This window comes from Streptomyces griseofuscus, assembly GCF_014673495.1.
GTDB classification, from domain to species: domain Bacteria; phylum Actinomycetota; class Actinomycetes; order Streptomycetales; family Streptomycetaceae; genus Streptomyces; species Streptomyces murinus.
This window is the reverse complement of sequence record NZ_CP051006.1, coordinates 8634545-8653453: the sequence shown is the minus strand read 5'-3', so window position 1 is coordinate 8653453 and position 18909 is coordinate 8634545. Positions and strand designations below refer to the sequence as shown.

Annotated in this window: 19 protein-coding genes and 1 pseudogene; 13 read left to right on the top strand and 7 right to left on the bottom strand. The window is 71.2% G+C overall.

The window, feature by feature from the left end; translation table 11 throughout:
• Positions 1-194: 194 nt before the first annotated feature.
• From HEP81_RS38885 to HEP81_RS38860, 6 genes are all read left to right on the top strand, one after another.
• Positions 195-761, top strand: a complete 567-nt coding sequence (locus HEP81_RS38885; RefSeq protein WP_037663633.1) for a TetR/AcrR family transcriptional regulator — start codon at positions 195-197, stop codon at positions 759-761.
• Between the two features lie 100 nt (positions 762-861).
• The gene (locus HEP81_RS38880) at positions 862-2310 is read left to right on the top strand and encodes an MFS transporter (protein ID WP_037663635.1); all 1449 of its coding nucleotides are present in this window, start codon (positions 862-864) and stop codon (positions 2308-2310) included.
• A 50-nt stretch (positions 2311-2360) separates the two neighbouring features.
• A complete protein-coding gene (locus HEP81_RS38875) occupies positions 2361-2801 on the top strand; it encodes an SRPBCC family protein (RefSeq protein ID WP_037663637.1) in 441 nt (146 codons plus the stop codon).
• A gap of 51 nt (positions 2802-2852) precedes the next feature.
• On the top strand, positions 2853-4208 hold the full coding sequence (locus HEP81_RS38870) for a carotenoid oxygenase family protein (protein ID WP_037663639.1): 1356 nt from the start codon (positions 2853-2855) through the stop codon (positions 4206-4208).
• A gap of 78 nt (positions 4209-4286) precedes the next feature.
• Positions 4287-4868, top strand: a complete 582-nt coding sequence (locus tag HEP81_RS38865; RefSeq protein WP_051850704.1) for an SRPBCC family protein — start codon at positions 4287-4289, stop codon at positions 4866-4868.
• 66 nt (positions 4869-4934) lie between these two features.
• A complete protein-coding gene (locus tag HEP81_RS38860) occupies positions 4935-5354 on the top strand; it encodes a hypothetical protein (RefSeq protein ID WP_037663640.1) in 420 nt (139 codons plus the stop codon).
• Between the two features lie 570 nt (positions 5355-5924).
• Here the strand turns inward: HEP81_RS38860 and HEP81_RS38855 are convergent.
• The gene (locus HEP81_RS38855; protein WP_157854667.1) at positions 5925-6107 is read right to left on the bottom strand and encodes a hypothetical protein; all 183 of its coding nucleotides are present in this window, start codon (positions 6105-6107) and stop codon (positions 5925-5927) included.
• Between the two features lie 581 nt (positions 6108-6688).
• Here HEP81_RS38855 and HEP81_RS38850 point away from each other — a divergent pair.
• Positions 6689-7012, top strand: a complete 324-nt coding sequence (locus HEP81_RS38850; protein WP_051850705.1) for a hypothetical protein — start codon at positions 6689-6691, stop codon at positions 7010-7012.
• A gap of 385 nt (positions 7013-7397) precedes the next feature.
• On the opposite strand, the gene HEP81_RS38845 is transcribed toward HEP81_RS38850, so the two are convergent.
• On the bottom strand, positions 7398-8258 hold the full coding sequence (locus tag HEP81_RS38845) for an SDR family oxidoreductase (RefSeq protein ID WP_037663641.1): 861 nt from the start codon (positions 8256-8258) through the stop codon (positions 7398-7400).
• An 89-nt stretch (positions 8259-8347) separates the two neighbouring features.
• On the opposite strand from HEP81_RS38845, the gene HEP81_RS38840 reads away from it, so the two are divergent.
• Positions 8348-9076 (top strand): TetR/AcrR family transcriptional regulator, encoded by a 729-nt coding sequence (locus HEP81_RS38840; protein WP_037663644.1) that lies wholly within the window; start codon positions 8348-8350, stop codon positions 9074-9076.
• Positions 9077-9643: 567 nt separating this feature from the next.
• On the opposite strand, the gene HEP81_RS38835 is transcribed toward HEP81_RS38840, so the two are convergent.
• Entirely contained in the window at positions 9644-10618 is a 975-nt protein-coding gene (locus HEP81_RS38835) for a helix-turn-helix domain-containing protein (protein WP_037663646.1), read from the bottom strand.
• Between the two features lie 119 nt (positions 10619-10737).
• Between HEP81_RS38835 and HEP81_RS38830 the strand changes: the two genes are divergently transcribed.
• Both HEP81_RS38830 and HEP81_RS38825 read left to right on the top strand, forming a co-directional pair.
• Complete coding sequence (locus HEP81_RS38830) at positions 10738-11772, top strand: saccharopine dehydrogenase family protein (protein WP_037663649.1); 1035 nt, start codon at positions 10738-10740, stop codon at positions 11770-11772.
• Positions 11773-12025: 253 nt separating this feature from the next.
• Positions 12026-12340, top strand: a complete 315-nt coding sequence (locus HEP81_RS38825; protein WP_157854668.1) for a hypothetical protein — start codon at positions 12026-12028, stop codon at positions 12338-12340.
• Between the two features lie 60 nt (positions 12341-12400).
• Here the strand turns inward: HEP81_RS38825 and HEP81_RS38820 are convergent, their stop codons facing one another.
• Entirely contained in the window at positions 12401-12826 is a 426-nt protein-coding gene (locus tag HEP81_RS38820; protein ID WP_243279758.1) for an aldo/keto reductase, read from the bottom strand.
• A 593-nt stretch (positions 12827-13419) separates the two neighbouring features.
• A complete protein-coding gene (locus tag HEP81_RS38815) occupies positions 13420-13917 on the bottom strand; it encodes an MSMEG_6728 family protein (RefSeq protein WP_037663651.1) in 498 nt (165 codons plus the stop codon).
• A gap of 664 nt (positions 13918-14581) precedes the next feature.
• Here HEP81_RS38815 and HEP81_RS38810 point away from each other — a divergent pair.
• Positions 14582-15235 (top strand): annotated as a pseudogene (locus HEP81_RS38810) (glyoxalase).
• A 76-nt stretch (positions 15236-15311) separates the two neighbouring features.
• The gene (locus HEP81_RS38805) at positions 15312-15794 is read left to right on the top strand and encodes an iron chaperone (RefSeq protein WP_037663655.1); all 483 of its coding nucleotides are present in this window, start codon (positions 15312-15314) and stop codon (positions 15792-15794) included.
• A 375-nt stretch (positions 15795-16169) separates the two neighbouring features.
• On the opposite strand, the gene HEP81_RS38800 is transcribed toward HEP81_RS38805, so the two are convergent.
• Positions 16170-16799 (bottom strand): TetR/AcrR family transcriptional regulator, encoded by a 630-nt coding sequence (locus HEP81_RS38800; RefSeq protein WP_037663656.1) that lies wholly within the window; start codon positions 16797-16799, stop codon positions 16170-16172.
• A gap of 105 nt (positions 16800-16904) precedes the next feature.
• Between HEP81_RS38800 and HEP81_RS38795 the strand changes: the two genes are divergently transcribed.
• Entirely contained in the window at positions 16905-17948 is a 1044-nt protein-coding gene (locus HEP81_RS38795) for an aldo/keto reductase (RefSeq protein ID WP_037663658.1), read from the top strand.
• Positions 17949-18424: 476 nt separating this feature from the next.
• Here the strand turns inward: HEP81_RS38795 and HEP81_RS38790 are convergent, their stop codons facing one another.
• Positions 18425-18619 (bottom strand): GNAT family N-acetyltransferase, encoded by a 195-nt coding sequence (locus HEP81_RS38790; protein ID WP_190276082.1) that lies wholly within the window; start codon positions 18617-18619, stop codon positions 18425-18427.
• Positions 18620-18909 lie beyond the last annotated feature (290 nt).

Here is an 18909-nt window from a genome sequence, read left to right as displayed (position 1 = left end):
CGACGGACAGCGCCGGGGCTTGGAAGTGGACAGCCGATGGGGCCAGGCTATGAGTCATGAACCCCACCGGCTGCAAGCCACGACGATCCCGCCCCGGCGACCCAGGGCGGGCACCGCCCGACCGTGAGCCTCACCGGCCGCTGACTCCGAGGGCCCGGGTTGACTCCGCAAAGTGTGAGTGGTTGAGTACTCACATGAAGAGCGAACGATCCCGCCAGTTGTCCACCGCCGAGGAGCGCCGCGAGACGGTGCTGCGCACCGCCATCGGCGCCTTCGCCGCCCGCGGCTACTGGGGCACCACCACGACCGAGGTGGCCAAGGCGGCGGGCATCTCGCAGGCCTACGTCTACCGGCTGTTCCCGAGCAAGGAACTGCTGTTCACGGCGGTGGTCGAGCACTGCTTCGTGCAGGTGAGGGCAGCCCTGGAGCAAGCCGCCGCCGACGCCACCGGCAGCTCCTCCGAGGTGGTCCTCAAGGCCATGGGCGAGGCGTACGCCCGGCTGATCAGCGACAACGACCTGATGCTGATCCAGCTCCACGCCCAGGCGGCGGCGGTGTCCGAGCCGGCCGTGCGCGAGGCCGTGCGGCAGGGCTACGCCCGGCTGGTGGAGTACGTGCGCGGCTCCTCGGGCGGCAGCGAGCAGCAGGTCCAGGAGTTCTTCGCACTGGGCATGCTGTGCCATCTGATCGTCTCCATGGGGGCCGAAGAGGTGGACGCCCCCTGGACCAGGACGCTTTCGGCCGGCATCAGGCACTACTGAGCCGGGCGCGACGGCGCGACCGGACCATCGGCGGGGCCCCAGAGCCCCGCCTCCTTTTGACCCGCAGATGTGAGTGGTTAACCACACAAGGAGTGTCTTCGTGAAGACCACTGGCACCACCCGCAGCCCTGGAGCCGCTCTCGCGGCGCTGGCCGGGGCGCAGTTCACCGTCATGCTGGCCACCTCGATCGTGAACGTGGCGCTGCCGCAGATCCGGTCGGGCGTGGGCCTGTCGGACGGGGCGACCACCTGGGTGGTCAACGCCTACGGCCTGGCCTTCGGAGCCCTGCTGCTGGCGGGGGGCCGGGCGGCGGACCTGCTGGGCCGACGGCGGATCCTGCTGGCGGGTCTCGGGGTCTTCGCCGCGTCCTCGCTGGCCGCGGGGCTCGCCGCCTCGTCCGCAGCACTGATCGCGGCCCGGGCGGTGCAGGGCTTGGGGGCGGCGGCGATCGCCCCCGCAGCACTGGCCCTGGTGATGGAAGTGTTCCCTGCGGGCCCCGCTCGCGGGAAGGCGCTCGGCGTGTGGGGCGCGGTATCCGGTGCGGGAGGCGCGGCCGGAGTCCTCCTCGGCGGCGTGCTCACCCAGGCATGGGGCTGGCCGTGGATCTTCTACACGGTCGCGATCGGCGCCGCCATGGTCTTGGCCGCCGCCTCCGCCACCGTACCGAAGGTGCCCGCCCAGGCGACCGGACGCTTCGACGCCCTCGGCACCGCCACCGTGACCCTCGCCCTCACCGCCCTGGTGTGGGGTCTGACCACTGCACGCCGCACCGGCTGGGGTGATTCCTTCGTCCTGGGGAGCTTCGCCGTCGCCGCCGCACTGCTGACCGCCTTCGTCCTGGTCGAGCGCCGCCACCCGCACCCGCTGCTGCCGCCCCACCTGTTCCAGACAGGCCGGGTCGCCACCGGCAACGCGCTGATGGCGCTGCTGGGATCGGTGTGGATCGCCCTGTTCTTCTTCCTGCCGCTCTACCAGCAGCAGGTCCTCGGCGACAGCCCGCTGACCACCGGGCTCGGCCAGCTCCCCCTCGCCTTCGCCAACATGCTCGGTTCCACCCTCGCACCACGGATCTCACGCCGCATCGGCGCCACCGCCACGGTCACCGGCGCACTGCTGGCCGAGGCAGCCGGACTGCTATGGCTGTCCGGGCTCAACCCCCACGGCAGCTACGCCGTCGACGTCCTGGGCCCCAGCATCCTGATCGGCCTCGGCCTGAGCATCGCCTTCGTCCAGCTGACCGCCCTGTCCGTCGAGGGCATCCCCGCCCAGGACGCAGGACTGGCCGGCGGCCTGGTCAACACCACCCGCCAGGTCGGCGGCGCCATCGGCCTGGCCGTCCTGGTCACCCTCGCCGGCACCGCCACCACCCACGCGGCCACCCACCAACCGCACCTGGAAGCACTGACCGCCGGCTACCGCACCGCCTTCGCCATCAGCTCCGCGGTCCTGGCCGCCACCGCCGCCCTCGCACTCGGGCTGTCCCGCCAACGCACCCCCGCCGCCCCGGCGCCCGACCAGCCCGTCCCGCAGCCCGCGGCCCATCACTGACCCACCGCCCCCAGCCCCTGACACCACGTCAACCGAAAGAAACCACTGCCATGTTCACCATCGATGAGACCGCTCCCGTCATCGTCCGTCTGTCCACCGTCATCGACGCCCCCCTGGAGCGCATCTGGGCCCTGCACACCGACATCGACACCTGGGCCCGGTGGAACGCGGACGTCGACCAGGCCGAGCTCGACGGCCCCCTCCTGCCCGGCAACTCCTTCCGCTGGAAGACCCACGGCCTGGACATCACCTCCACCATCCGCGAGATCGTCCCCGGACGGCGCCTGGTCTGGGGCGGCCCCGCCAACGGCATCGAAGGCGTCCACGTGTGGACCTTCGAGCAGACCGGCAGCCAGGTCACCGTCCACACCGAGGAGTCCTGGAGCGGCGCCCCCGTCGACGCCGCCGCCGACCAGCTCCACCAGGCCCTGCAGCAGTCCCTGACCACCTGGCTCGCCAGCCTCAAGGCCCGCGCCGAGCAGAGCGACTGACACCCGCCTCAGCTCCTGCCCACACCGCATCCACGAAGCGAGGTTCCTGCCATGACCGCCGACAAGCCCTACCTCACCGGCCACTACACGCCCGCCGTCGACGAGATCACCGCCACCGACCTGACCGTCGAAGGCACCCTCCCGCCGGAACTGACCGGCCGCCTGATCCGCAACAGCCACAACCCCAAGCCCGGCGTCACCCCCGGCCACTGGTTCAAGGGCAGCGGCATGGTCCACGGCATCCGGCTGCGCGAAGGCCGCGCCGAGTGGTACCGCAACCGCTGGGTCCGCACCCCCGCCCTCGACGGCGCCCCCTACATGACCGACCACGGACCCGACCTGACCGCCAGCACCGCCGGCACCCACGTCATCGAGCACGCCGGCCGCCTGCTCGCCCTCTGCGAGGCCAACTTCCCCTTCGAACTCACCCCCGAACTCGACGCCGTCGGCGCCTTCGACTTCAACGGCAAGCTGCGCAGCGCCATGACCGCGCACCCGAAGACGGACCCGGTCACCGGCGAGCTGCACTTCTTCGGCTCCTCCCCATTCCCGCCCCACCTGATCTACTACGTCGCCGACACCAAGGGGCAGATCACGCACAGCGCCGAGATCCCCGGAGCGACCGCCTCCCTCAAGCACGACTTCGCGATCACCCGCCACTATGTGGTCTTCGTCGAGGGCACCGTCACCTTCGACCCCACCGAGCACTCCGGCATCCCGTACGGCTGGAACGACGACCAGCCGGCCCGGATCGGCGTCATGCCCCGCGGCGAGGAGGGCGCCGGGAAGATCCGCTGGTTCTCCATCGAGCCGGGCAACATGCTCCACGCCGCCAACGCCTACGAGGACGGCCAGGGCCGGATCGTCCTGGAGGGCCCCACCGTCGACCGGGAAGGCTTCCAGCTCTCCTGGAACTGGTGGGTCGGCGCCCCCGGCCGCGGCACCGAGCCCAACACCCGCTCCTACACCCGCCGCTGGACCATCGACCTCGAAGCGAGCAGCGTCGACGAGCAGATCATCGACGACCTCGCCGTCGAATTCCCGACCCTCAACGACGACTTCCTCGGCGCCGAGAACCGCTACCAGTACGCCGTCTCCTTCCCCGACCAGCAGGGCTTCGGCGGCTACGGCGTCGTCAAGTACGACCGCACCACCGGCGCCCGCCGCATCCATCAGGTCGGCGACGCCCGCCTGCCCAGCGAGGCCGTCTTCGTCCCCACCGCCGGAGCCACCCGCGAAGACGACGGCTACCTGCTCACCGTCGTCTCCGACCTCAAGCAGGACGCCTCCCAACTCCTGGTCCTGGACGCCTCCGGCCTCGACAAGATCGCCACCGTCCACCTCCCGCGCCGCGTCACCGCCGGCATCCACGGCTCCTGGATCCCCGACAGCGCGCCACACAACTGACCCACCCCTGCGGCGGGGCGGACCCACCCCGCCGCCGGCAAGCCCCCGACCGACCCACCTCCACACAAGGACCTGACCATGCACATCCTCACCGCCACCAAGTTCCTCGCCGCCACCACCGGCGCCCTCCTCCTCGCCACCGGCACCGCCTACGCCCTCAGCGACGACCAGCCGGCTGTCTCCTCCAGCCAGTCGCTGACCTGCGACGGCGTCCACCCCGACGAGTCCGCACCCGTGATCACCCGCAAGAGCATCGTGATCCACGCACCGCTGAAGACCGTCTGGAAGGTGCAGACGGACGTCGAGAACTGGCCTGCCTGGCAGCCCAATGTCACGTCGCTGGTGAAGGACACCCCTGGCGCTCTGCGGTCCGGGTCGGTGTTCCACTGGGCCACCGAGGGCCTGGACATCACCTCCACCGTCAAGAAGGTCGAACACGACAAGTGCCTGGCCTGGGGCGGCCCCGCCCAGGGCATCGACGCCATCCACGTGTGGACGTTCACCCCGACCGCAGACGGCGTGCTCGTGCGCACCGAGGAGTCGTGGACCGGCGCCCCGGTCGTGGCCAACACCGCCTACCTGCAGGCGGCCCTGGACAACTCCCTCCAGAACTGGGTCAACAACCTCAAGCATGAGGCCGAGGCCCAGGCCGCCAAGTAACCCCCCTGCCCCAGCCTCCGGAGCCCTCACCAGCTCCGGAGGCGCCCATTGCCGGAGAGGGCCACCATGTCGTTCGACAGCGCGCTCCTCACGATCCACGTCGTCGCCGCCCTCGTAATGCTCGCCAGCCTCTCCCTCGACTGGATCGGCGTCCTACGGCTCCGACGGACCAGCGCGCTTCCCCACGCCCCTGAAGGCGTCACCACCCTCGAACGGTCGGCGCTTTTCGGCGCCTGGGCCCGCCTGATCACCCTGGCCGCCGGACTCTGGCTCGCCATCGACGCCGGCCACTGGACCGGCTGGATCATCGCCGGACTCGCCGCATGGACCGTCCTCGTCCTCCTCGGCGAACCCCTGACCGGCAACGACCTGCGCACCATGGCCAAAGCCACGAGCAAGAGCGACGCCCTGCCCCCCCAAACTCACGGCCGAGATCCACCACCCGCGCCTGTAAGTCCTCCGTCCACACCCGCACCGGAGTGGTAGCCAGCGTCCTCACCGACATGCTCGCCAAGCGAGATACGGACCTCGCCCTCACCCTTCTGGCCGCCCAAAACCTCACCGGCACCCTCACCGCACGACTGACCCGCAACCGCCGACCCGAGCCAAGCCCGTGAGCCGGGCGTAACCGCCACAGGCCCCCGCCCGGAACCCCCGACCGGGAAGGGGAACACGCGCACTCCCTGCAGACGATGCGCACCCAGCCCCGCCCGCCCCTGCGAGCGGGGCTCACCGACTTGGAGGACCCGTCATCACCAGCGCCCACAACATTCGCCAGCGCACCCTGCGATGACTTCCTGTAAGAAGTCCGAACCGTCGCGCACCAGCCCCTCACACAACACGGCACCCCACGGGCTGGCCCTGCGCGCCGTCGCCCGAGACATAGGAATGGCCCCGTTCGCGGTCCACCGGTACTTCACCAGTCGCGAGGCTCCCCTGAGCACGAAACCACACTGGAGTATTAGGCGAGCACGTAGAAGGAATCACCGTCCATGACGTGCATCTGGCCGCGCCAGGCGGTGATGCGTCCACCCTGGGACTTGTTCTCCTGGACCTTCACCCAGGTGATCTCGCGCTGCTTGGCGGGACGCCTTCATGGGAGGGGCGAAGGGATACTCGTCGCTTCTTGTTGATCATCCAGTGCAGCGGCTTGCCGCCGTTGGGGTCGCCGTAGTGGCCGCCGTTGGCGCGGAGTTTGCGGATGCCCGCGTCGATGCGGGCCAGGCCCACCATGCTCACGCCGGTAAGAACGTCCGGAACGGCGCAGCCGGCGTGGCTGGCCTTGCTGCTGCCGTAGTAGTCGTCGCAGCGGTAGACGGCCGAGTTGTAGGTGACGCTGCCCGGGCTGTAGCCGGGCTTGGTGAAGGTGTAGGCGTACGTGGCCTTCGCGTTGGGGTCGATCTTCTTCGGCGCGATGCTGATCGCGTAGCCGACGGTGCCGTCGGCCGTGTTGCTGCTGAGGATGTGGCCCTGCGGGAAGTGAAGCGTGGCCTTGGTGCCGCCTGCGGTAGCGGCGGTGATGTGGACGGCGACACCGCTGCCCGCGCGGGTGGTCCACGCCTTGGAGACGTGGAACTTCTCCGACCAGTTCGCGGAGTTCGCCTTCTGACACCCGCTCCGACGGCGAACACGATCAGTCCGCGTACCGCGATGAGCACGGGACGGCAGAGGCGGAGCTGCGCGCGGTCGAGTTCGGGCACCGCGCCGGTGTCGGCTTCGGCCGGCTGTTCCTGTCCCCCTCCTTCCGCGACACGATCAACGCTGCCGAGGGGCCAACACGGCGAACCCAAGTCGCGCCGCCGGCGGACACGGCGCGCGGCATGTGGCTGGCCCTCGACGGCCTGTACCCCGGGCTGGTGCGCCACTTCGGGGCCAAGCACCTTGCGATCGGCGCGCCCGAGTGCGGATCGGGGGTACGCGTGCGAGCCGTCGGCTCCCGCCAGTGGGACGTTGGGACCTACGGCCCCCGGGACATCTGGGCGGAGATCCAGGACGCCGCCGCCCGCTGGCGGGCGGCCGGCGAACCGGCTGCCTACCGGGTCCCCTTCGACACCGACGTCCAACGGGTCACTAGCCCGAACGGCGCCCTGACCTGGCAGCTCCCCCTGGTGTTCTCAGTGCCGGGACCACCCAACACAACGTAGGCCCGGCCGCTCCTGGAGAACCCAACTCTGGCTTTGAACTGCAGTTTTCGGGGGCCGGACAGATCGGTGACGAAGCAGCCGACCGCGTGCCCTGCGCGTCCAGAGCAGCTTCGTACGCGAATTGTTCGCTATCCGTGCGCTGCCATGAAATGACCACCTGCCCATGGCACCTCAGCGGGGCGGCGGCTGACTGGTCCGGCCGCTGCCGCCGGCCCCACACCGACGCAGCCCCTGAGCACGTCTCACGCGATCCTCCCCGCGTCGGCCTCGGACGCCGTTTTGGTCGCGGCGACCACGCCGACGCCCCTCCCCGACTACCGGCGGGCGCAGGGAGCCGGCCGTACGCCCACGGCTTCCGGTGAGCAGGGCCGCGCACTCGCTGGAGTCAGTTGGCCCAGGCGCGCTCCAGTTGGGTGCGGAAGGTGGCGGGCTCCCGCCCGATCAGCCCGGCCAGCGTCGAGTCGACAGCGGTGAACTCGCCGTTGCGCGCTGCGGCGAAGATGCTCAGCATCAGGTCGGCGATCGGCCCCGGAGTGCCGTGCGCCAGGACCTGCTCACGGAAGGCGCCGTCGGGGACGACGGTGCGGGTGAAGGGCCGTCCGGTGGTCTGGGACGCGATCTCGGCGACGGTGGCGAAGTCGAGCGCCGCCGGGCCGGTGAGCGGCGGGGTCGGCCCCTCGAAGCGGGCCTCTCCGGCGAGGATCACCGCGGTGGCCTCGGCGAGGTCGTCATGGCCGGTCCAAGCGACGGGACCGTCGGCGGGGAGGGCGATGTCGCCGGTGTGGCGGGCGGATTCCAGGAACTGCAGGGCGCTGGACGCGTAGAAGCCGTTGCGCAGCGCGGTCCAGGGCAGGCCGGTGGCGCGCAGCAGGTCCTCGGTCTGGGCGTGGTCGCGGCACGCCTGGAAGCGGGAGTCGCGGGCGGCGCCCATCTGGCTGGTGTAGAGGATGCGATCGACGCCGACCTGTACGGCGGCGTCGATGGCGGCGCGATGGCCGCTGACGCACTCTTGGCCCGTGCGGTCGAGGGAGACGAGAAGCAGTTGCTCGGCGCCTTCGAAGGAATGCGCGAGCGAGGCGGGGTCGTCGAAGTTGCCCTGCCGGACGCGGACGCCGCGGTCGGCGAGGTCCTGGGCCTTGCGGGGGTCGCGGACGCTGACCCCGACGCGGTCGGCGGGGACGCGGTGCACGAGGCGCTCGACGATGCGGCGGCCGAGTTTCCCGGTGGCTCCGGTCACGATGATCATGGGGTTCTCCCAACGTTGTTTCCAATGGAATCATTCAAACGTTAACACCGAAAGTTCCAGCGGAATCAAATTTTTGGTATCATCGATTCATGGCTACGCGTGAGTCCCCCGACAGCCCTCGGCGCCGCATCGTCGATGCGGCCGTCGCGCTCTTGGAGAACGGCGGCCCTGACGCGGTGAGCACCCGCGCGGTCGCCGCCGCGGCCGGCATGCAGCCGCCGGCGATCTACCGCCTCTTCGGCGACAAGGAGGGGCTCCTCGAGGCCGTCGCCGAGCACGGCTACGCGCAGTTCCTGGAGAGAAAGCGCGCCCAGCTCGACCCCGCCCCGCTGGATCCGGTACAGGAGTTGCGCTGCGGCTGGGACATGGTGGTCGAGTTCGGGGTCTCACGCCCCGAGTTGTTCGCGGTGATGAACCGGGCCACTGGCCGGGGATCGGACGCGGCACACCGCGCGGGCCTGGAGATACTCCAGGGGCGGGTGCGCCGGCTGGCGGCGGGGGGCTGGCTGCGGGTCGACGAGGAACTGGCCGCCCAGATCATCCGGGCAACCGGGCTGGGCGCGGTCACCACCTGGCACTCCACCCCTGCGGACCGCCGTGATCCGGAACTGCTGACCGTCCTGCGCGAGTCCATGGTCGCGGCGGTCACCCGCGCCGAGCCGGCGGTCCCCGCCGCGGAGTCCGGTCCCGCCGCGGCGGCCCGCGCGCTGCGTGCCGCCCTCCCGGACGACGCCGATGTCCTGAGCGACGCCGAGCAGCGCCTCCTGCGTGAGTGGCTCACGCGCCTCGCGGCGGACGGTGGCGCGCCGCCCGTCTGACCTCCTGTCAGGCCCTCGTACAGGTCGTCACCTCCGTCGGCCTGCGCCTGCCCGTCGACGGGGCGGCAGCCACGGCGGGGCGGAGGCGGACACGATCGTCGCACCGGGCGTCGACGCGCTGGTCAACCGGGCCGCCTCCGCCGGGCTGACCGAGGCGATGCGGCTCCTGCACGGGTGCACTGGGCATCGGGGTGGGTATGGGCGAGCAGCCGGACGTGTTGCCGGCGGGGTCACGTCGAAGGCGGCGCGGACCCCGGGGAGCGGGAGCCCGGAGACGACGCGCCGCACCTTCGTGGCCCGGCTGGGGGTCTCAGCGACCGGCTACCGGGCCCGGTTCGCCGCCACCCGAGTAACGACAAGGGCCGGATCAGGCCTCGACCTCACGCAGATCACCGGGCGGCAGCGGGCCGAGATGGTGGCCGCGCAGCCGCGCCCCAACTTCGAGAACCGCATCCTGAAGGGGCCGGCGGAGCGAGGCCGCCGGGGTGACGCTGACGCTTCGCCATGCGCCCGGTCACCCCTGAGCGGACCGGACCGAGTTCACCTCGGCCCGACACACCTGGCGGTTCAGGGGCGGCGCCCGTCGTCGTCGAGGCTGGGACCGGTCCGCGAGCGGAACGTGCGGCGGTAGGCGTCCGGAGGCACGCCGACCGTGCGGTTGAAGTGCCGGCGCAACGTCGTGGCGGTGCCCATGCCGGTGGCCGCCGCGATGGTGTCGACGCTGTCGCCGGTGATCTCCAGCAACTCCTGTGCGCGGCGTATGCGTTGCGTCAGCAGCCACTGCAGAGGGGTGGTGCCGGTCGCGGCCCTGAAGTGGCGGCCCAGGTTGCGTGAGCTCATCCGCGCCTGGCGTGCCAGGTCCTCGACGGTCAGCGGCTGGTCGAGGCGTTGCAGGACCCAGGGAAGCAGTTCGGCGAGGGGGTGGTTCGCCGGGGCGGGCACCGGGGTGGTGACGAACTGGGCCTGTCCGCCGTGCCGGTGCGGCGGTACGACCATGCGGCGGGCGGTGATGTTGGCGACGGACGAGCCGTGGTCCAGGCGGACGAGGTGCAGGCACAGATCCATGGCGGCGGCCTTGCCCGCGGACGTGAGGACGCGGCCGTTGTCCACATAGAGGACGTCCGGGTCCACCGTCACGCGGGGGTAGCGGGCGGCCAGGATGTCGGTGTGCGCCCAGTGGGTCGTCGCGCGGAGCCCGTCCAGCAGGCCGGCGGCGGCCAGCACGAACGCGCCCGTGCACAGGGAGGCCACGCGTGCACCCGCTTCGTGGGCCGCCCGTACCGCGGCGACCAGTTCGGCGGGGGGATCGACGTCGACGTCGGCCCAACCCGGGACGATCACGGTGTCGGCGTACGGGAGTTGGTCGAGGCCGTGGTCGGGCTCCAGCCCGAACCGGCCGGCCCGCACGGCGCCCGGCCCGCACAGGGCCACGTCGTACCAGGGGCCCGTGACGCCGTCAGGGGCGGAGCCGAAGATCTCGTACGCCAGGGACAGCTCGAAGTGCAGCATTCCGTCGGTGACGGCAAGCGCGACTGTACTCACGTCCGGAATTGTACGGGGCATGTCGTTCCGGACACTCGTGCGGGGTGCCGGTCCCCGTCAGGATGACTGCGACGGATCGAAGTGGATCATTCGAGCGCATTCGAGCGAAGGAAGCACTCATGACAACGGGGCTTGTGGTCACGGTCTACGGCGCGTACGGGCACACCGGGCGCTTTGTGGTGGCGCAGTTGCGGGATCGCGGGTACGTCCCGGTCCTCTCCGGCCGCGACGCCGGAAAGCTGAAGGAGCTGTCGGCGGAATACGGGAACGAGCCGGACGTGCGTCCGGCGTCGGTCACCGACCCGGCCTCGCTCGACCGCGCACTGGCCGGCGCGGCAGCCGTGATCAACTGCGCCGGACCCTTCGCCGCGACGGCCGCCCCCGTCATCGAGGCGGCACTGCGCGCCCGGGTCCCGTACGTGGACGTGGCGGCTGAGATCGAGGCCAACGTCGACACGTTCGCGCACTTCGCGGACCGCGCCCACGCCGTGGGAACGACCGTCGTACCCGCGATGGCCTTCTACGGGGGCCTCGGCGACCTGCTGATCACGGCCGCGATGGGCGACTGGGAGAAGGCCGACGAGGCGCACGTCGCCTACGGGTTGAACCACTGGCACCCCACCGCCGGGACGCGTGCCGCGGGCGCGGTCTCCCGGCAGCGGCGCGGCGGCCGGGGAGTCCGTTACACCAACGGGCAGTTGGAGTACCACCGGGACGAACCGGCCTCCCTGCACTGGCCCTTCCCCGACCCGATGGGCCCACGTGCCGTCATCGGGGAGTTCACGATGGCTGACGTGGTCACCGTCCCCAGCCACCTGCACATCCCCGAGGTGCGCACCTACATGACCGTCGAAGCGGCCCGAGACATAGCGGCCCCCGACACCCCGGCACCGACCGCGGCCGACGAGCACGGGCGCTCCGCCCAGACCTTCCTCGTCGACGCCGTCGTGCGCTCCGGGAGCCGCGAGCGGCGAGCCGTCGCGAAGGGCCGGGACATCTACGCCGTCACCGCGCCGCTCGCGGTGGAAGCGACCGACCGTCTCCTCACCGGTCGGACCAGGGCGGCCGGAGTCGGTTCGGCCGGTGAGATCTTCGACGCCCCCGACTTCCTCCGCGCACTGTCCCCGCACATCGAGGTGCGGCTGTGGGTGTAGGGGGCGGGCCACCGACATACCGAGGCGCCCCGCCGCGTGAGCGTGAAGTAGGCACGAGCCGGGGCTCCAGTGACACTTCGAACCAGCGCTCCCGCTGCTGAACACCGGAACGGCAGGCGCGCGTATCGCCGTGCTGCCGGCCGGTTCGGAGGCGTCCTCGGTCGTCTGCGCCCGACGGCTGGGCTCCCACCGCCTGGTCGCATGAGTACGAGTGCTCAGGTGCGCTGATCACTCGCCGGGAATCATGAGCACCATGACCAAGATCGAAGCCCTTCGGCCGGCAGACCGGCCATGCGCGATCGTCGTCGGTGTTCTCGGTGTCGTGACGTGGGTCGTGCTCGCCTACAGCATGATGATGAGCAGCTTGTCCTTCGGGGTCCCCGACCAGTACGAACTCGCCCAAGCGGCCAGGGACGCCGCGGATGTCGCCCGGACAGCATGCGGCATCCTCGCGGTCGGCGCGGTACTGACGGGGCTGCTCCGCCTGTGGCGCACGCTCACCGTGCATCTTGTCGTCTTCGGCACCGGCACCGCCGTTCTGTGGCTCGAGGCCGCTTCACGAGGGTAGGCGAGAGGCCGAGCTCGATCTTCGTGGGGAGCCGCGGTTCCAGGTCTTCCAGGGTGGCTTTCAGATCCAGACGGGCACGTGTCCCTTGGTGTAGCGGGCGCCGAAGCAGCCTCGCGGCAGGATCTCGTCGATGGCCTCGATCTCGGTGTCGGTGAGGGTGAGGTCGGCGGCGCCGGTGTTCTCCTGGATGCGCCGCGGGCTGCGGGTGCCCGGGATGGGCACGATGTGCTCGCCCCGGGTCAGGATCGAGGCCAGGGCGAGCTGGGAGACGGTGGAGCCGCTGGCCGCCGCGATCTCGGCGAGCCGGTCGACCGCCTCTCGCCGTTCTTCTCGAAGTTGCCTGGCTGCCAGCGCGGATCGGCGTTGCGCATGTCGGTGGCTTCGTACTGGCCGGCGGGCCGAGCGGCACCCGTGAGGAATCCGCGGGTGCCACGCTGGCGCTGATCGGCGAGGAGCCCTCAGGCCGGGACCTGACCACTTCGGCACGGCCGCGGGACACTGTCCTCGCCTCGGTCACCACCGACTCGCCCACCTCATCCGGTTCGGACCTCGCCTCGCGCGCACTCACCTCGACGCCGCACTGGAATCCGTCCTCGCCGCCGGGTCCCCGGCTACGGGCACCGGGGTACCACTGCGGGACACGGAGACGGCTCTGCTGCGCGAGTGGCTGCAGCGGCCGGCAGGCTACTCCGGCCGCCTGGCCGCGGCCGGGCCTCTCCCCCGCTGCGTCCCCTACCCTCGTCGACACCGAGACCGAACCGTTCGCTGCATTCCACGAGCAGTCCATGAGAAGGGCAGCCACCGGGTGGCCCTGACCGCGGCCCCGAGGCGCTCCGGGCCGCGGTCAGGACCACCCCGGCCACCGGATCGCCGCGGCACGCCTCGACGCTGCCCACCCCGGCCGCCAGCAGGCGCCGGTACCCGGCCTCGAGCTCCGGCCGGCACTTGTGTCCCCGCCGCCACTCGCGTAGGTGGGCTTCCCTTCCCGCCGCGGAGCCGGCAGACGGCACCCCGCCGGCCCCGCAGCGCCCGAACCGACACTGCCGGCTGCCGACGGCTGGCGGTCGACTTGGCCCGGCTCACGGGTGTCGCGGGTTCCGGTCGTCCTCGTCGCGCTCGCGGTCGGAGGCCGGCCACACGTAGGGCAGATCGTCCGGTACGTCGGGGAACTCGGATCTGTAGGTGTCCCGGTCCTTGCGCACGAGTGCGGACTGGTGGCTGCGGTGGAAGGCCCGGTCGCCCAGCCAGGGCGGCAGTTCCCCGGCAGCGGCGAGGGCGGCCTGATCGCGCACGTGAGCGCCCGGGTGGGCGGCGCCGTACCCGGCCACCAGGGAAGCAGCGCAGCTGTCCTGGTGGCCGAGTTCGCGCCAGACCCGGCAGACCTCCAAGCCGTAGCGGACCAGCGCCTCCTCGTACCCGCTCCACATGCGCACCGCCGGGTGTCTGCGCCAGCCGTAGCCGGGGACGGTCAGGCCGCGCAGCACCTGAAGTGCCTCGACCCGCTGTTTGCCCAGGCGTCGGCGGTCGAGGAGCTGTGCTGAGCGCCGGAAGTCGGCATCGGGCAGAAACGTCTGCATGGGCACCGCCTCCCTCGCACGGTCCGACGCACGGAGCCGTCCGCCCGCCCCGCGGGATCGTTTGCTTCGATCATTCCCGGACGGTGGCCAGAGGTGCTGCTCCAGCCGGGGGACGCGGGCGCTACGGGTTCGCCCGGGATCCGCGTGCCCCTTGCCCGGGTGTGAGGGAGTGAACGTCCGCGCCAAGCGGGAAGCGGTGTGCCGGGGGCTGCCGCCGCCTATGTCTCCCTCGCCGCCGGCGGTGTGTGCGGCCGAAGGTGAGGGGACGTCAACCCTGAGCGCACCGGTGGTCCTGTCGAGGAGGAGCCGCAGGATCTGGCTCAGTGATAGAGGGCGCCGGACCTGCTCGAAGGCGACGGACTGCTTCCCGCCGACGCCACCGAGCGGCTCGACCTCTACGGCTCTACCACGCGGTCGAGTCGCGGGACTGGTTCCGCTCGATGGGCACGGTCGAGATCGTAGGGGGTATCTCCGAGACCATCGCCCGGTTGACGGGCCGGCCTCACGACTTCCGCGGAGCGGAGGAATGGCGAAACGGCCCGCCGGCCCGGATCAATGCGCGGGTTGTGGTGGCCGTGCAGAGGACGCGGGCGTGGGTGGTGCAGCGGGTGGCGAAGTCGGTCAGGAAGCGAGAAGCCCCGGCCCCGGAGCAGCCTCTAGCGTGATGGCCATGGCAACCACCGCATCCCACACGTCCGTCGCATCCGTCACCCTTGAGGTGGCCGACCCCGAGGCCGCCCGCCGCTTCTACACCGCGTTCGGAGTGGACACGTACGTGCGCCTGCGGACGTCCGAGGCGCCCTCCTTCGGGTTCCGCGGCTTCACCCTGGCGCTCACGGTGTCCGGGCCCGCCACCGTCGACAGCTTCGTCGGCGCCGCGGTGGACGCCGGCGCCACGGTGCTGAAGCCCGCCGCGAAATCGCTGTGGGGCTACGGCGGCGTCGTCCAGGCTCCCGACGGGACGATCTGGAAGGTCGCGACCTCGGCGAAGAAGAACGGCAAACCGGCCACCCAAGAGATCGACGAGATCGTCCTGCTGCTCGGCGTCGAGGATGTGAAGGCCGCCAAGCAGTTCTACGTCAGCCGGGGCCTGACCGTGGCCAAGAGCTTCGGCGGCAAGTACGCCGAGTTCGCCTCCGACGAGTCCAGCCCCGTCAAGCTGGCACTGTAAAAGCGCCGCGGCCTGGCCAAGGACCTCGGCGTTTCCGCCGAGGGCAGCGGATCGCACCGCGTCGTCCTCGGCAGTATCGCCGGCTCCTTCACCGACCCGGACGGATTCACCTGGCAGCCCGCCATGACGCCCGTCACCGCCCCATAGTGACTCCTGCAGCGTTCTGACGCCCGGCCTCGCACCACCCCGGCCCGCGTCCTTCCCGTACAAGAGGAAACCCGCCATGCCGACCACGAATTCGTCCGCCGGCAATTCCGGCACGTCCGCCGAGCAGTACAACGGTTTCAGCGCCGACGAGCGCGCCGCGATGAAGGAGCTCGCGCAGGAGCAGAAGAAGGCGGCGTCGCGGCGCGGTTCGCGGGCGGAGAAGGAGGCGGCAGCGGAGCATGACGTCCCCGCGAAGATCGCCGAGATGCCGGAAGCCGACCGGGTCCTCGCCGAGCGGATCCACGCCATCATCAAGACCGCCGCGCCGGACCTCACGCCCAAGCTCTGGTACGGGATGCCCGCTTACGCCAGAGACGGCAAGGTCCTCTGCCACTTCCAGAGCGCGCAGAAGTTCAAGTCGAGGTACGCCATGCTCGGATTCAGCGACCGGGCGGCACTCGACGACGGCGCGATGTGGCCGGCCTCCTACGCCCTGAAGGAGCTGACTTCAGCCGGCGAAGAGCGCATCGGCGCGCTCGTCAGGAAGGCGGTGGGCTGAGAGCCCGTCCGCGGCGAGACCGCCAGGGTGACGACACGCTCCTGGCTGCCGCAGGAACCGCCGGATCCACCGGACCCACTGGCGGGACGGGACCACGACGTCCGCCGGCGAACCGCGCCGACCGGCCCGTCCCCCGCCGATGGCCCCCGTCCTGCGGGCAGTCAGTCGCCGCGACCGGCCCGGGCGGCCGGCGTAGGGGGCAAGGGGAGCTCGCCAACGGCTGAGGCCGCGACCGTCGCAGTGCGGCGGGCCGCGGCCGCAGTGGTGGGGGCGGGCGGGGCGCGGGAGGGCGCCCGGCCGCGGCGGACCCCGGAGACGCCATGCCGTCGAAGATCACGCGGGGTGACCCGCGCTCAGCGGCGGACGCGAATCCGGTCAGGCATGTCCGTCGTCGCCCCGCAGGTACGCTCCCGCGCGCGCTGCCGCCACCGCTGCCTCGGCGGCCCGGTCCGCGGCGGCTTCGTCGAGGCGGTCGCCGCTGGTCAGCAGACGGTAGTAGAGGGGGGCGGAGACAGCGCGGATCACCTCGTGGGCATCGGTGCCCTGGGGAATTTCGCCCCGGTCGACGGCCTGCTGGACGCAGGGTGCCCACTCCTTGACTCGGGTGTCGTAGAAGCGGTGCAGGGCCTCGGCCGTCTTCTCCTCGCCGGTGGCGGCGGCGAGCACCGCCTTGAACAGCGCTCCTTGCCGCGGATCGGCCAAAGTGCGCTGCACGAGCCGGGCGTTGGCCTTGAGATCACCGAGCAGCGATCCGGTCTCGGTGCGCGGCAGTGACTCCTCGGCCATTTCCAGCAGCAAGTCGGCCACGAGGCCGGTCACCGTTCCCCAGCGGCGGTACACGGTGGTCTTGCCCACCTCGGCACGGCGCGCGACGTCGACGAGGTCGAGGTGGGCGAAGCCATGTTCCGCCAAGGCGTCCCCGGCCGCCCGCAGCACCGACGCCCGCACCCGCGCCGTACGCCCACCGGGGCGGACGGTCCCCGGGCCTGCATCCTCAATCCCCATAACGGGACTCCAGTTTCATTAATCGCTCGCACCTGTTATGTTGAGGCCTAGGCTAACGGAACCACAGGACCATTAGCCAGATCGGGCAACGCGAGAGGAACAGTCATGGAGTACAGGCGGCTGGGCGCATCCGGCCTCAAGGTCCCCGCACTGAGCTTCGGCGCCGGCACCTTCGGCGGCCGAGGGCCGCTGTTCGGCGCCTGGGGCAGCACCGACGCGCAGGAAGCCCGTCGTCTGGTGGACATCTGCCTCGACGCCGGGATCACGATGTTCGACACCGCCGACGTCTATTCCAACGGGGCCTCCGAGGAGGTGCTGGGCGAGGCGATCAAAGGCCGCAGGGATCAGGTGATCGTGTCCACCAAGACCAGCCTGCCGATGGGCGACGGCCCCGGCGACGCGGGCTCCTCCCGTTCCCGCCTGATCGCCGCGTGTGAGGACGCCCTGCGCCGGCTCGGCACCGACTACATCGACCTGTTCCAGCTGCACGCCTTCGACGCCGGCACGCCGGTCGAGGAAGTCCTGTCCACGCTCGACGATCTTGTCCGAGCGGGCAAGGTCCGCTACCTCGGCGTCTCCAACTTCTCCGGCTGGCAGGCGATGAAGTCCCTCGCGGTCGCGGAGAGGTACGGCCACCCGCGCTACGTCGCACATCAGGTCTACTACTCCCTCCTCGGCCGCGACTACGAATGGGAGCTGATGCCCCTCGGGCTCGATCAGGGGCTCGGAGCCCTCGTCTGGAGCCCGCTCGGCTGGGGACGGCTCACCGGCAAGATCCGCCGCGGCCAGCCGCTGCCGGCCAACAGCCGGCTGCACAGCACCGCGGACTACGGCCCGCCGGTCGAGGACGAACACCTCTACCGCGTGGTCGACGCCCTCGACGAGATCGCGCAGGAGACCGGCAAGAGCCTTCCGCAGATCGCCATCAACTGGCTGCTGCAGCGACCGACCGTCTCCTCCGTCATCATCGGGGCCCGCGACGAGAAGCAGCTTCGCCAGAACCTCGGCGCCGTCGGCTGGACGCTCACACCCGACCAGCAGGCGAGACTCGATGCGGCGAGCGAGAAGACCGCGCCCTACCCGCACTTCCCCTACCAGCGCCAGGAAGGCTTCGCCCGCCTCAACCCGCCGGTTGTCGCGGCTGCATGACACAAGGCGGTCGCCGACGCGGAGGCCTGTCGCGCCCTGGACGCCGGCCCTTCGTCCAGTCGCCTACGCATGCGCCGGTGCCGGCCGTGCGCTGACCGGGCTGCGGCGCCGTCGTGGCCGGCCGCAGCCGCCGGACGGGCGAAGGGCGTCCGCCACCGGGCCTTCGCGGTGGCGGACTCGCGACGGGCGATCATCGGCGGGCACCCGTGAGTGGGCCAACGACGGTGCCAGGGACCGGTCCTCTTGGTTGAAAACGCACTTACCAGGGGTTTCACCTGTCTGTCACGCCAACTGTCCGACCTGCGCAGCAGGTTGGGGAGAGACCACCTGCCCATCCGCTCGCTGGCGGCACAGGGCCCTTCGAAGCCGCTTTCCCACCGGGCCCGTCCCGGGGACGACGAACACGCGGCCGCCTGCGGCTACCGCACGCCTCTTGCGGGCGCCGCCCCGTATTCTCGTTGGACCCTGGCACACGATCACGGGAGCAGGCAGCTCCGGTCCGGTCCTGGGAACGGAGTGGACTGCAGGCGCTGCATCCACAGGGAGCTCAGGTACTGGCCGTTCTTCACGGCGTATTCGTTGAAGGTTCCGATTCCGGCGAAGCCGAACTTGCGGTGCGGGGCCACCGGCACGTCGTTCGGCAGGGCGATGCCGACGAGGGCGGCATGCATGATCGGGCTGTTCTTCGTCCCGGCCGCCGCCTCCCTGTGCGCTCCCGGACATCATCCGCCAGACCGGCCGGCCAGTACGGGCCGGGGGCCCGGCCACCCCGGCACTCCGGGCTGCGCGAATGCCCTCTTGCCGGTGAGCGGTTCTGTCGTCACGCGCCTTGACCCGGATGCGGTACTCCGCCACCTGGCTCAGCCGCCCGCCGGCAACAGCCGAGCTTCGGCTCACCGCCTTCCAGGCGGTACCTCTTGCGTGGTCGGCTCGCGTTTCCGGGGAATCGCCTGCGCGCCGG

Coding starts and splice junctions, on each gene's coding strand:
- HEP81_RS38885 (WP_037663633.1), top strand. CDS start 195: ATGAAGAGCGAACGATCCCGCCAGTTGTCCACCGCCGAGGAGCGCCGC.
- HEP81_RS38875 (WP_037663637.1), top strand. CDS start 2,361: ATGTTCACCATCGATGAGACCGCTCCCGTCATCGTCCGTCTGTCCACC.
- HEP81_RS38870 (WP_037663639.1), top strand. CDS start 2,853: ATGACCGCCGACAAGCCCTACCTCACCGGCCACTACACGCCCGCCGTC.
- HEP81_RS38865 (WP_051850704.1), top strand. CDS start 4,287: ATGCACATCCTCACCGCCACCAAGTTCCTCGCCGCCACCACCGGCGCC.
- HEP81_RS38860 (WP_037663640.1), top strand. CDS start 4,935: ATGTCGTTCGACAGCGCGCTCCTCACGATCCACGTCGTCGCCGCCCTC.
- HEP81_RS38850 (WP_051850705.1), top strand. CDS start 6,689: ATGTGGCTGGCCCTCGACGGCCTGTACCCCGGGCTGGTGCGCCACTTC.
- HEP81_RS38845 (WP_037663641.1), bottom strand. CDS start 8,258: ATGATCATCGTGACCGGAGCCACCGGGAAACTCGGCCGCCGCATCGTC.
- HEP81_RS38840 (WP_037663644.1), top strand. CDS start 8,348: ATGGCTACGCGTGAGTCCCCCGACAGCCCTCGGCGCCGCATCGTCGAT.
- HEP81_RS38830 (WP_037663649.1), top strand. CDS start 10,738: ATGACAACGGGGCTTGTGGTCACGGTCTACGGCGCGTACGGGCACACC.
- HEP81_RS38825 (WP_157854668.1), top strand. CDS start 12,026: ATGACCAAGATCGAAGCCCTTCGGCCGGCAGACCGGCCATGCGCGATC.
- HEP81_RS38815 (WP_037663651.1), bottom strand. CDS start 13,917: ATGCAGACGTTTCTGCCCGATGCCGACTTCCGGCGCTCAGCACAGCTC.
- HEP81_RS38805 (WP_037663655.1), top strand. CDS start 15,312: ATGCCGACCACGAATTCGTCCGCCGGCAATTCCGGCACGTCCGCCGAG.
- HEP81_RS38800 (WP_037663656.1), bottom strand. CDS start 16,799: ATGGGGATTGAGGATGCAGGCCCGGGGACCGTCCGCCCCGGTGGGCGT.
- HEP81_RS38795 (WP_037663658.1), top strand. CDS start 16,905: ATGGAGTACAGGCGGCTGGGCGCATCCGGCCTCAAGGTCCCCGCACTG.
- HEP81_RS38790 (WP_190276082.1), bottom strand. CDS start 18,619: ATGCATGCCGCCCTCGTCGGCATCGCCCTGCCGAACGACGTGCCGGTG.